Annotated in this window: 10 protein-coding genes and 1 pseudogene; 2 read left to right on the forward strand and 9 right to left on the reverse strand. The window is 62.6% G+C overall.

Annotation, left to right across the window (positions count from 1 at the left end):
- Positions 1 to 90: 90 nt before the first annotated feature.
- The 8 genes from ZAL01S_RS06740 to ZAL01S_RS06780 form a co-directional block, all read right to left on the reverse strand.
- Positions 91 to 1,275, reverse strand: a complete 1,185-nt coding sequence (locus tag ZAL01S_RS06740) for a sensor histidine kinase (RefSeq protein ID WP_066081583.1) — start codon at positions 1,273 to 1,275, stop codon at positions 91 to 93.
- Positions 1,268 to 1,942, reverse strand: coding sequence for a response regulator transcription factor (locus ZAL01S_RS06745; protein WP_066081585.1), 675 nt, complete (start codon positions 1,940 to 1,942; stop codon positions 1,268 to 1,270). Before ZAL01S_RS06745 ends, ZAL01S_RS06740 begins: the two co-directional genes overlap by 8 nt.
- 46 nt (positions 1,943 to 1,988) lie before the next feature.
- A complete protein-coding gene (locus tag ZAL01S_RS06750; protein WP_083523148.1) occupies positions 1,989 to 3,170 on the reverse strand; it encodes an ABC transporter permease in 1,182 nt (393 codons plus the stop codon).
- 14 nt (positions 3,171 to 3,184) lie between these two features.
- The gene (locus ZAL01S_RS06755) at positions 3,185 to 3,814 is read right to left on the reverse strand and encodes an ABC transporter ATP-binding protein (RefSeq protein ID WP_306301594.1); all 630 of its coding nucleotides are present in this window, start codon (positions 3,812 to 3,814) and stop codon (positions 3,185 to 3,187) included.
- Positions 3,815 to 3,891: 77 nt separating this feature from the next.
- Positions 3,892 to 4,662 carry a peptidoglycan-binding protein gene (locus ZAL01S_RS06760; RefSeq protein ID WP_159421621.1) on the reverse strand — a complete coding sequence of 257 codons (771 nt, stop codon included), beginning with the start codon at positions 4,660 to 4,662 and terminating at the stop codon, positions 3,892 to 3,894.
- Between the two features lie 278 nt (positions 4,663 to 4,940).
- On the reverse strand, positions 4,941 to 5,390 hold the full coding sequence (locus ZAL01S_RS06765) for a hypothetical protein (protein ID WP_159421622.1): 450 nt from the start codon (positions 5,388 to 5,390) through the stop codon (positions 4,941 to 4,943).
- 737 nt (positions 5,391 to 6,127) lie between these two features.
- Positions 6,128 to 8,746 (reverse strand): S8 family peptidase, encoded by a 2,619-nt coding sequence (locus ZAL01S_RS10110; protein ID WP_066081596.1) that lies wholly within the window; start codon positions 8,744 to 8,746, stop codon positions 6,128 to 6,130.
- Positions 8,743 to 9,699: an AAA family ATPase gene (locus ZAL01S_RS06780; RefSeq protein ID WP_047691388.1), complete on the reverse strand. Its 957-nt coding sequence runs from the start codon at positions 9,697 to 9,699 to the stop codon at positions 8,743 to 8,745. Before ZAL01S_RS06780 ends, ZAL01S_RS10110 begins: the two co-directional genes overlap by 4 nt.
- 267 nt (positions 9,700 to 9,966) lie before the next feature.
- On the opposite strand from ZAL01S_RS06780, the gene ZAL01S_RS06785 reads away from it, so the two are divergent.
- Both ZAL01S_RS06785 and ZAL01S_RS06790 read left to right on the forward strand, forming a co-directional pair.
- Positions 9,967 to 10,311 (forward strand): sulfate permease, encoded by a 345-nt coding sequence (locus tag ZAL01S_RS06785; RefSeq protein WP_066081622.1) that lies wholly within the window; start codon positions 9,967 to 9,969, stop codon positions 10,309 to 10,311.
- A gap of 69 nt (positions 10,312 to 10,380) precedes the next feature.
- Positions 10,381 to 11,376, forward strand: a complete 996-nt coding sequence (locus ZAL01S_RS06790) for a DNA-processing protein DprA (protein WP_066081598.1) — start codon at positions 10,381 to 10,383, stop codon at positions 11,374 to 11,376.
- A gap of 73 nt (positions 11,377 to 11,449) precedes the next feature.
- Here ZAL01S_RS06790 and ZAL01S_RS06795 read toward each other — a convergent pair.
- Positions 11,450 to 12,233: pseudogene (locus ZAL01S_RS06795) on the reverse strand (MobF family relaxase); the annotation flags it as partial.

The following is a 12,233-nucleotide window of genomic DNA, read 5'->3' on the forward strand; positions in this document are numbered from 1 at the left end:
CGGGGCACCCCACAAACGACAGATGAACAGCGTTCACTCAACGATGCTCGCCAGTGCCGGGCTGGCGAAGGCTGATCCGGCTGCCCCCGTCTACGTCGACGCACCTGCAGGCAGCGTGACGACAACCCGAAGGCCACCTTCGGGTCTCGCGGTGAGCTCAAGTGTGCCCTCGGCCCGGTTCACGATGGCTGAGACGATGGCAAGTCCAAGGCCGCGGCTGTCACCTCGCGTTCGCTCACTCCCGGTGGCAAACGGCTCGATCAAGCTGCCCACGTCCGCGGGGTCGATGACCTGCCCCGAGTTCTCGACAACGGCACGAGCGAACAAGACCCCGTCGGCCGACACAATCGACTCCGTGCGCACCTCGAGCGAGCCACCCTCGCGGTTGTGCCTGATCGCGTTCTGCACGAGATTGCCTGCCAGCTGGGAGAACAAACGCTCATCGCCCACGGTCAACGAGGGCTCAAGCTTGCTTGTCATGGTGAGCATGCGGGCGGCTGCCTCGTGCTCATGTAGTGCGAGGGCATCCTCGAATAGCTCGGCGAGATCAACGTCAGCAGGTTGGCGGTGCCCGCTTTCCGCATCAGCCAGGTCCAGGAGCGCTTCAACGGTCTGGATGCTGCGTTCATTGAGCGCGGCAAGTCTCTTGAACATCTCGCGATGTTCGCTCTCGCCTCGCGCGAGCGCGACCTCCAGCATCGTCTTGTTTGCGGCAAGCGGCGTACGAAGCTCATGCGAGGCGTTCGCTGCAAAGCGTCGCTGCGCGTTCGTGAAGCGCTCCATACTTGCCAACATCATGTCGAACGTCTGCGCTAGTTCGACGATTTCATCACGTGGACCGGACAGCCCAATCCGGTGGTCGAGGCGGCCGTCCGCCGCCAGCCGCGCTGCCCGGTTGATCTCGGACAGCGGGCGCAGCATCCGACCCGCCACCCACCATGCCAAGAGCGAGCTTGCACCCGCGAGAACGACCAAGACAACAGCTGATACGCCCACCAGTAGCCGGATGAGATCGTCGCGACTTTGCACCTCGACGGACAGGACCGCACCGTCGGCCCCTCCGTCATCGGGCACAATCACCAGTGAGTCCGAGCCGTTATTGCCGGCCGCGGGACCGAAGGCGTATTCAGGGCCATATCCGAGATACAACACGAGCACCGTCAACAGGATCGCCCCACAGCCCACGACCATGAGCGCATATGAGCAGGCCAGGCGGGTGCGTGCACTGAAACGATAGGTAGTCGTTCGGGACAGTACCTGCTCGTCGTCACGCATGGCTTGACCTATCCTCCACGGTGTACCCGACTCCAGGAATCGTGTGAATGATCCACGGTTCACCGAGTTTACGACGGAGGGCGCTGATCGTTACCTTGACCGATTGGGTGAATGGATTGGCATTCTCGTCCCACGCTTCAGCCAGCAGTTGTTCGGCACTGACCACACGTCCAGGTTCACGCATCAACGCCTCCAGCACGGCAAACTGTTTTGGAGTGAGATGCACGGCGCGTCCCCCGCGAGTGACTTCGTGACGAAATGGATCAAGCGTGACGTCGGCGACGGCGAACGTCGTCGGCACCGAAGTGAACCGACGCCGTCCGAGCGCCCGCACCCGAGCAATGAGCTCGGCAAGGTCAAATGGTTTCGCCAGATAGTCGTCTGCGCCAAGTGACAGTCCGTCGACCTTTTCCCGCACACTTCTCGCTGCCGTGACCATCAGGATGGCGGGGCGGCGTGGTGAGAGATTCAGTTGACGACACACCTCATCGCCATGGATTCCGGGGATATCGCGATCCAACAGGATGACGTCGTACTCCGTGAACTCAACGGCGGCGAGTGCAGCTTCACCGTCGGCAACCACGTCAGCTGGCAAGGAGTGAAGGGCAAGACCCTCACGGATCGCGTCTGCGAGGAATGTCTCGTCCTCCACAATCAATACACGCACGCGCTACCTCCGCTCTCGACCGTCGCTTGCGAGATGCTCATGCGCATCACGCGGCGAGAGCTGCTGTCGGTGACATCGCCGCGGCCTTGAGCGCAGGCAAAACCCCGGCGATCGCGCCAACAACGATCGTCACAAGAATACCGACAGCGGGTACCCACAGTGGCATCGTCGGGATCCAGCCGTTGATCCAGGCGACGACCACGGTGCAGCCCGCACCAAGCGCTGCACCCGCGACACCGCCGTAGGCTGCAAGAAGAACTGCTTCAACGAGGAACTGGCGTCGAATATGCGCACGGGTGGCTCCGAGCGCACGTCGCAAACCAATATCGCGACGTCGCTCCATCACGGTAATGACCATAATGTTGGCGACCCCGATGCCTCCCACGAGCAGTGCAATCGAGCCGACCCCCACGAGGAGCCCAGTAAAGACGGTGTCAATAGCGTGCTGTGCTGCCAGGCCATCTGACGGCCGGCTCACGCTCACCTCATTGGGGCGTTGCGGGTTCAGAGTTGACGGCAAGAGCGTGCGAACCTCATCCACAACATCGTCATGTGATCGTTCGAACAGTGTTGTGGGCGCTCCCGAAAACCCGAATTGCTCTCGCGCATTCGTATCCCCGACAAGCACTGACGTGTTGAGTTCGGGGGCAAGCGCAGATGGAGCCAGGATCCCGATAACGGAGTGTTGTACACCACCGATGTTGAGCTGCGCGCCGCTCTGTGTCATCCCGAGCCGTTGCGCGGCCGTCGCTCCGAGGACGGCGGTGGGATAGCGTTGCGTCGCCGAATCCAACCAGCTGCCTTGACGCACTGTTGTCGACGTTGCCTCGAGCAGGCGCTGGTCAGCTGCGCGAACGGTCAACCCGTTCGTTTCCCCCTCACTGATGAAGCCGTTTCGGTACGCATGAACGCCTTGGAGATCAGCAATCCAGCTCACCTGCTCGACACCATCGATTCTGCCAACGCGGGCTGCGGCGTCCTCAGGAAGCTTAGCCTCATCGTTCGTGAACGACTCTCCGGGTGTCACCGTCAGCAAGTTGGTTCCGAGTGCGGCCAGTTGTTGCTGCACACTAGCCTGACTCGACATCGACAGCCCAATAACGGCGACCATCGCGGCGATGCCAATCGCGACCCCGAGCGCTGACAATGTGGCGCGAGCCGGGTGCGCCCGAAGCCCATGCCATCCAAGTTTGAGGACATCGATATTGCGCAGCTTCGAGACTTGCATGGTTTTCACATTCCTCATCGCACCGCACCAAACTCTGCGAGCTGTCGTGAGTCGGATTTGATCACACCGTCGCGAAGCGTGATCTGTCGAGGAAAGCGTGCGGCGATCTCGCGATCGTGTGTAATGACCACGACCGTGGTACCGCTTTCATTGAGTTGCTCCAGAATGTCCATCACGCGCTCCCCAGAACGGGAGTCCAAAGCGCCAGTTGGTTCATCAGCGAGCAGCAGCGGTGGCTCGCCAACCACGGCACGAGCAATCGCCACCCGCTGCCGCTGTCCACCAGAGAGTTCCTTGGGCAAGTGGCTGGCGCGGTCGGCAAGCCCGACCCGTTCAAGGGCAGCCCTCGCTCGCTCCCGCCGCGTTGGCAGCGGAATCCCCTGGTAAAGGAGACCAGCTGCAACGTTATCCAACGCGGTCTGAGACTCATCGAGGTGGTATTGCTGGAAGACGAATCCAATGAAGTACGCGCGCAGAGAGGCGAGGCACTCATCGCTCGCAGTTGAAGTCGCCTGCCCCGACAGGAGAATCTCCCCAGTGGAAGGCCGGTCGAGTGTGCCAATGAGATTCAGCAGCGTTGATTTCCCTGAACCGCTCGGTCCGATAATCGCGACCCGCTCGCCCGGATCGACGTCAAAACTCACTTCCGTGAGGGCCGTCGTGGGCGGAGATCCGTAACACCGCGACACATTCGAAACGCGAAGGAGAGGAGTTGTATTCATCACTCGGCCACCGCCACAACGTCCCCTTCGGCCAACTCTCCAGCGGTGATCTCCACTCGACCATCAGCGAATTTCCCGACTTCAACGGGCACCCGTTGGACAGTGTCGTCCCGAAGCACGTCAACGGCGAAGGATCCGCCGGGTTGTGCAAGGAGTGCCTTGATTGGCACGTTGAGCACCTGCTCGGCAACCGTTCGATTGACTGATACGCGCACAGTGACATTGGCGAAATCGGCCGCCTGGGCAGAATCTTTCAACCCAAGCTGCACGGGAATCTTCGTTGTCTTCTTCCCCGAGCTGTCTTCTCGCTCGACCGCTGTGCCGACGGTCTCCACAATGCCAGCTTGGCTCGTGCCGTTCGGAAGTTTCACGTCGACGTTCTCCCCGACCCGCAAGAGTTGCTGCTCTTTAGCATCCAATTCCGCTGTCGCGTGAAGCTCAGTGCCGGTTATTTCAAGGCTGGCTTCGGCTGCCGGTTCCCCCGTTGAAACAAGACGCTGATGCACACGTGCATCACCGGAAAGAAACGCAATTCTTCCCCGTTCAAGCGTGGTGCGCCAGGGCATACCCAGGTCCCGCTGCCACGAGGCAATTGCGGTCGCGGTGTTCCAATCAAAATGCTCATCTGGCGTCGACCAGAAGTAGTCGAGTGAGGCAAGGCTCTCCTCGAGCTGCTGGATGTCCCGCCCATCGCTCATCCCTGGCTCGAAGTCACGCCATGCTGGGAGGGCACCACGGAGCGCCGTGACCGGCTCATCGTTGACGCGCATGAGCTCATCACCTGTCTTGATGGTCGCACCCGCCTCAGCGAGTGAGGTAACCGTCCCCTGCAGCGAAGTCCCCACCTGGCTTACCGCGCCATAGTTAAGCGTCCCGTTGAGCTCAACGTGGTCAACGAGGTCACTGCGCTCAGCAGTTGCGGTCGCAACAGCGGGCATCGAGGCAGCCTCTGGTGTATTCGGGCCCAGAGTGACGAGTGCTGCAACACCGCCCACCGCGACAATGCCAACGCAAGCGATGGCCGCGAGTTTCGTTCTCCGTCGCAGCATTACTGGGCTCCCTCCGGCTGCGCGGCGAGGCCCACTTCCATGGAGCAGCGTTCCACATCCTGCGGGTCTGCGTCTGCACCTCCGCTGACGACCACCTCGCCGGATTCGAAGTCAGGATCTGGCATGTCATACCCGGCTTCACGCATGCACTTGGTGAATCGAAGGATCTGAGCTTTCGTGTCCTCATCGAGCTGGGTCCCGGCATCAGCCGGCGGCGGCCCAAGCTGTTCTTCGCAGGCTTGCATCGCAGCGTCAAAGTCTGTGCCATCTGCAGATCCACCAAACGAGCCATCTGCGTTCACGGGGATTGCACCGCCTTCGCCGAGCTCGATGCCATGTTCGCCCATGCATCGCTGGAAATCGTGTTGCCACTGCTCCAAACTCTGCGCTGAGGTACTCCCGATATCGACGTTTCCCTGTGATGAAGTGCACCCGGTGAGTGCTGCCACGACGGCAACGCAAGTGCCAAGGAGTGTCGCAATTGAACTGCTGCGCATGAGTGAGTCCTCCAAATTGGTGTGTGCTTCAGCTGCCTTCTGCCGAAGCCTGTTGAATGGTCACCATTGAGGATGTCGAGTGCCCGGTTTCGAGAACGTAAACGGCAACATTGCCGTGGAAACACGAAAAAGAGGGTCCTTTTCAGGACCCTCTCGGTGGTGGACCTAGCGGGAGGCTTGTCGAAACTTACCCCGCCGGTGATTCAGATGTCGCGAGCACACCAGTCCATCCGCGCGAGAAAGCACAAGACGCACCGCCGGAGGCACCAACCGCAGCAGGCGCCGCGAGCGTCCGCAGACCTCCTCCAGCGAGCGGAAGCCGCTTACGTTGCCGGCGGGTCCCTGAAGGCTGTGGCCCGGCAAGTTGGCCTCGGACACGAGCGACTCTCTCGCCTCCTGCGAGAGGGCGGTGTCGTCCTCCGCAACCACTCCCCGTCGATCAGCGAGATTCGGCTGATGCGGTCCATGTATGAGCAGGGGGCTTCACTGGAGCGTGTGGGCAACAAGTTCGGCTACACCGCGGGGACAGTCCGCAAACACTTGATCGCCGCCGGTGTCATGATGCGCGACACGCACGGTCGTGTCTGAATGGAGCCCCCACGGTTTCGGCAAGAGCTCAAGACATCATGGCCAACGCTGATGTTTCCAACAGGAGCTGGGTCCGAGTATGCAGTCCTTCGCCGTTCATATCAGCTCTGTACCCGGCCGCGCGCGCGATCGCGGGCTTGCTGCCGCAGTCTTGCCCGTACTTCGTCGTGGATCGTGGTCGAGGTCTGCTCTGCTGTTTCGATGGAGACCACGAGTGCGTATCGCACCGTCTTACCAGCACCAAGGTGTTGGGCGTCGTCCATGCATTCAACGTGGATCGGGAACGTGTCATCGTCGCCGAACACCATGGCGCGGCTGCCTTGGACGATCTCGTGTTGGAGGCTCCCTCGCCTGACCGAGTTGTGCTCCGCATCAATGCGTTCTCCGCCTGCGAGTTGCTTGTCTGGAGTGGCGAAGTACACCTTCGCACTTCGGTAGCGGTTGAGCCGACTGACAGTGGGGGCCATGTACGCCAGGGTGATGGTGAGGCGATGCCATTCTGCGCGTGCACGAAGCGAAGGCGGGAGTGGCAACTCATAGGTGTGACGTTGGTCGCCGGCTATCAGCCCTCCGCTGACTAGGACTGCTCTGTTTGTGGCCCCAGCGCCGAGTCGATCTGTGTCGAGGCGCCCGTAGCCCAGAAGCGCGGTCAGGTGTCGACGAGCTTCCTGCTTGCTCAGCTTGAGTTCGCGGCGCAGTTGCGGTTCCCAATCGCCCCAGCTTGTCGCATGGGCAAGGAGGGCTCTCACTAGTAGGGGATGATATTGAGGATCTGGCAGCGGCGCGTCTTCTGAATCGTCGGAGCCAGCTTCAAGGACATCGAAGAGTCGGCTGGCCTCGCGCGTCACCAGTGCCGTTGCGTTGCTCGTGCCGACGCTGAAGACGGTGTGGTTGGTTGCGCCTGCTCGCCCAGGTGCAGCCACCTGGAGCCCCGGACCGGTAGTTGCGGTCTGGGCCAGTTCCACGGCAACGGTTTCTAGGCGATCGGCTGGAATGACAGGGCGGGTGTAGAGCGCTCTGCCACCGGTGTGATGCAGGTCGGGCTTGACTGATCGATCGACGCCGGGTCCCGTCGCGCCGTAGTGGGCAGGTCCGTTCGGGTGCGTAATGTCCCAGGCGGTGTCTGGTACGTCGATATCGCCGAGTCCGTCGGTGTGGGTCGCTCCGATGGTGAGTGCGTTGAGAGCATCTCCTGGAGGGAGGATGCCGCGCAACAGCGCACTGTCGTGGAGGGTTCGGATTGCAGCGGATCGAGCGGATTCGGGGTCGCTGGCCACGGTAACGGGAATTGTGATTGGGCCGAGGTGATTGCCAGCGCTGACGATGAACAGCAGGTTGTAGGAGTGAGCTAGCCAGTCGAGTAGCCGGCCAACAGGGCTCATCCTTCTCACGAGCGCTCGTGCTTGGGACCCGATCGAGAGGTTGATGACGCGCACGCTGGGTGCGACAGGGTCGTGGCCGGCATCACCTTCAACGATTCGCTTGACCGCGCGGTGTAGCAGGTCAGGGAACAGCCTGTCTGGCAGGGTCTGTTCGTGTCCTGACATGAACTCGTGGGGTTGCATGATTGGACGCACATAAAGGGGCCGGTCGATCGGTTCACTGCGGGTGGCAAGGTCTCCATGAATGATCAAGGACGCCATCGCCGTGCCGTGGTAACGAGAGGCCAGCGGGTAGTCCTCGCCAAGACCATCAGGATCATCGACTACCAGTCGACCTGCGAGGGCGTCATGGTTAGTGAACGGCAACCCATCCAGCAAGGCGACCCTAGGCAACTCAGAAGGGGCACCTCTTCGGGGTTCCAGGTCGAACTGAATACTCGTTTCCGTGGTCGGCGGTGCAACGTGCATAGGGGTGAACGGGCTGACAAACATGACTTCGTCTGTGGCCAGTAGTTGGATCGACTCGGCACCCTCAGTGGTCAGGGAATGAACCTGTTGAATCGGCAGTTCGGCAAGCAGGGCGTGGTAGCTGATCTCCCCGATCTGAGAGCGATCGAGCACACGCCCGCCACTGTCGGCGATGACTTGCTCGACGTGCGCTTGCGCGGTGGCGCGCTGTCTAGCATCGGAGCGGTACCACAGCTCGATTTCAACCATCACAGTGCTCACGGATTGGCCGACGAGGTCGAGCGTCTCTTGCCACTGTTCGCGAAGGCCGGTCTCTCGGATGCGATCCTCTGGCCCCCAGCGTCTGATTGAGGTGAGCTGTTCGAACGCTGTCTTGAACCTGCCGAGGCCACGAGCAAACTTTGTTGTCGGGTCTGTTTGCCAAGTCTTGAACAAGCTGAGGAGTTGATCAATCGCTTTTGCGTTCGACAGCATCAGGTACAGGGAGTGCTGAACGGGCTTGTCCGTACGGCCGCTCTTGGACTCCACCATGTGGAAATCGTCGTCAGGGTCAGATTGCTCCCCGATCAATTCAGACAAGAACTCCAGCCCGTCGACTTTGTCGATCGCGTTGCGGAAATCCGTGACGCTGCCGGCGAGGTCAAAGACCACTACCAAGGCCGGATCCACCTCATCCCGCGCGTCAGGCGAGAGACGTGCGCGCTCGGCATCGAACGCCGAGCGCAGTTCACCAAATTGCGGTGTCAGGCGTGCGCCCTGCCTGCCGCTGGTTGGTTTGGACAAGCGTGGCAGATCGCGTGCCTTTTGTTTTGGTCGGCCTGCAACCTTCGGTGCCCCGAATGCCAGGAGGGGCCGAGGCTCGGCCGTCATCCCGTTGCCTGATCTCGTCTGTGCTCCAGACGTTCTTGGACGATCTTCCGGAGGTTGCTGTCGGGGAGTTCGAGGACTGCTCTGCGACGCACGTCGAGAGCGAACTCTTCCAGTTCGGAGAAGCTAGCTCCCGCAAGTTTGTCCGCCAGAGTGCGCGGGGCAAATCCGAGATCACCGCCTAGCCGGGCGGCGAGGCGTTCGAGAAAGCGCGTCGCTTGAGCACGGCTGGGTGGTTCGAGTTCGGCGCGGATCTGGAAGCGTCGCCATGCTGCCCGGTCGAGAAGCTCGCTGTGGTTTGTCGCCCCGACTAGAAGGACATGCGGAGGCAGCCGGTCGATCTGGAGCAGCAGTGTCGAGACCACGCGCTTGATCTCTCCTGTCTCGTGCTCGTCCGATCGCTCTTTAGCGATGGTGTCAAGTTCGTCGAAAAACAGGACGCAACGGCGCGTCCGTGCGAACTCGAAGGCATTGTCGAGCCGTGCAGCGGTTTCGCCCAAGAAGCTTGAGACCACTCCTTCATAACGGATGACGTAGAAGGGCAGCATCAGTTCTGAGGCGATCGCCTCGGCGACGCTGGTCTTGCCGTTACCCGGCGGACCAGACAACAGGAGTCGGTTGCGGGGCTCGATTCCGTAGCTGCGGAGCAGCTCGGAACGCTTTTGCTCTTCAATCAACTCAGCGACGACCCGACGAGGGACCGGTGCAAGCTCTAGCTCTTCCAAGCGGCGTTGAGGAACGATCTCCTGGATCAGGTCGCGCATAGCTGCCGCATGGTCGTCACGCGGAGCGCTCTGCCCAGTAGTGGTAATCAGCTCGGACAAGCGGTCAGCGACAAGGTGGTGCTGGTTGGCTCGCTCCTCAGCGATTACAGCTTCGACGAGAACGCGAAATCGGTCTCGGTCACCACGTCTCTCCGCTTCGACGAGGTCAAGTAGCAGGTCAGCACGCGCCATCTCTGCCTCCTTGAACCGCTAGCCGTTACCCTTGCTCCATCTTAGCGGCGAGCACCGGGAACCGAGAGAGCCTCGCCGCCGTGGACACCCCGGTCCCCGCGCGACAGCGGCGGGTTCACTTCCCTCGCGACTGCCAGGCAGTATGGTTGCCTGTAGGCGGCCTCTACCTGCGTGGCCCACCGTTGGATGCGGTGGTTGACCTGATGGCTTCGGTCGGAGTGGTCCTCTTGTTTCCTTGTCGCCGGTGACGAGGAGAGGACTGTGCTCATGTTTAGCCTGATCTGGATCGCCAGCATCCACACGCGGGACTTCCTGCACCGCTACATGCCGACCAACATCGTCTTGGACAGGCTCCGCACGCGGCGGGGGCTGAAGTGGGGCGTGCCGGCGATGTTGCTGGCCATCCCGTATCTCGCGGGCGCGAACATCCTGACGATTCTCATCGGCCGCGGTGCGCCTGGTTGGTTCCACCTGCTGGTGCTGCTGTGCATCTGGAACGCGTTCAAGTTCCTGGTCATGGGGCCGGTGAGCGTGGTGCTGTTGGTGCGTGCCCGCACTACTGAGCGTCGCGACCGGCGCCTGCTGTCACGTTCGCCGGTGCCCACGGCCTGACAGCCGCGCGAGGCTCGCGGGCTGTGTTGGCGCACCTACTCGGCGGAGTCTGTTCGAGGAGGGTGCGTCATGTCTGGTGTTACTGGTCTTGGTGTTGATGAGCGTCGTGCCCGAGTGGTGCTGGCCATGCTGGCGGAGCCTGATGATCCCGTCACCGGTGGGCTGATGCGCCGCGTGGGTGCCGTTGAGACGCTCGGGCTGCTCGACACCGACACGACCGTGCCTGGTCTGGGTCGGATCGATGGTCAGGTGTGGCGTGACCGCCTCACCTCACCGGGCAGGCTGGATGAGGTTGACCAGCGGCTGCGCATGGTTGAGGCGAGCGGGATCGCCACGCTGATCCCGGGTGATGCGCACTGGCCCCGAGCGCTGGATGAGCTGGGCGAGCGTGCCCCGTATGTTCTGTTCGTGCGCGGCGCAGCGTCGTTCCTGGCTCGACCGCTGAACGGCTTGGTGACGGTCACGGGTTCTCGGGCGGCCTCCGCGTATGGGGAGCATGTCGCGGGCGAACTGGCAGGTGACCTCGCGAACCGTGAGCGTGTTCTGGTGGCTGGTGGCGCCTATGGTGCCGAAGCTGCCGTGCACCGCGCGGTGTTGGCGGCCGGTGGGGACACAATCGCGGTGCTCGCAGGTGGTGTGGACCGCCCCTACCCGAGCGGGAATCGTGACTTGCTGGACCGGGTGGGTGATGTGGGTGCGCTGGTCAGCGAGCTTCCTCCCGGAGCGGCGCCGACGCGGCACCGATTCCTGGCCCGCTCCCGACTGCTGGGGGCCATGTCAGCCGCGACGGTGGTCGTGGAAGCCGGCGCACGATCGGGGGCGCTACGGGTAGCAGTCGAAGCCCACCAACTCGGACGCCAAGTCGGTGCAGTGCCGGGGCCGGTCACCAGCGCTACCAGTCATGGTCCGCACGAGCTACTCCGCACCGGCCACGCACACTTGGTCACCTCCGCTGCCGACGTCGAAGAACTCACCGCCAACCGCGCCACCCAGCGTCCGGAGCTGTCAGCCGAGTTCACACGGCGCGCGTCGCCGGCGGCTGGACCGCCGGAACGGTCTCTGTAGCCCGGTCGGCAGGCTCATGGGGTCTCGCAGCATCCCTGTGGACGGTGCGAGACCCCTTCTTTGTCCCCTGCTGTTACAGGTCGAGGTGCCGCGTCGCTTGGACGGCGGGGCGCCGACGCTCGTCCCGGAGGGTCGGGCGGGTCAGCGTTCGTAGTGCTGTTTCGGCTCGGGCGCGGTCGATCTTCTGCGCCGTGCCTTCGGGCTGGGCGCCGAGCGGGGCCGGGTCGCTGATCTGGTACCGGTCACGGTAAGCGGCCACGACCACGGCGCGGCGTCGCCATTGCCGCCGTTCCCGCCCATCGGCTGGGATCGGACCGAGTACCGTAACCCATGGTTCGTGGGTTTGGACGGCGGCGTCCAAGACTGCTTCTGCTCGAGTTTCCATGAGGTGGCGGCGCTCGGTCAGGGCTTGCTGCATGTCGGGGGTCATGGGGCCGGTGGCTTCGGGAATCAGGCCGGCGATGAGATGCGGGGCCTGGCGGGTGCGGCCCGATCCGGCGGGACGGATGGTGGCGTTGGCGAGGCGGTGGTGGATGACGGAGGCGATGTCGTCGGCGTCGGCGAACCCGCGAGCCTTGATGAGGCGTGGCAGGAGGGTGTCGACGTTGTGGTGGTTCGCTTCCGCCCGGCGCAGTTCCGCAGTCAACGCGCCGAAGGCGTCGGAGTCGATGACGGCTTGCGCTTGGTCGGTAGTGAGGCCGCTGGTGGTGACGAGGGCGGTCCAGCGGTCGTGTTGGGCTGCGGCGGCGATGGTTTCGTATTCGGCGGCGAGTTGGGCGATCGAGCCCCACCGCTCCTGCTCAGCGGTGATGGTCTCGTGCGCCGACAGCTCAGCACCGCTGTGTTGGAGCACGCCG

It is taken from the genome of [Zimmermannella] alba NBRC 15616, assembly GCF_001570905.1.
Taxonomy (GTDB): Bacteria; Actinomycetota; Actinomycetes; order Actinomycetales; family Microbacteriaceae; genus Pseudoclavibacter; species Pseudoclavibacter albus.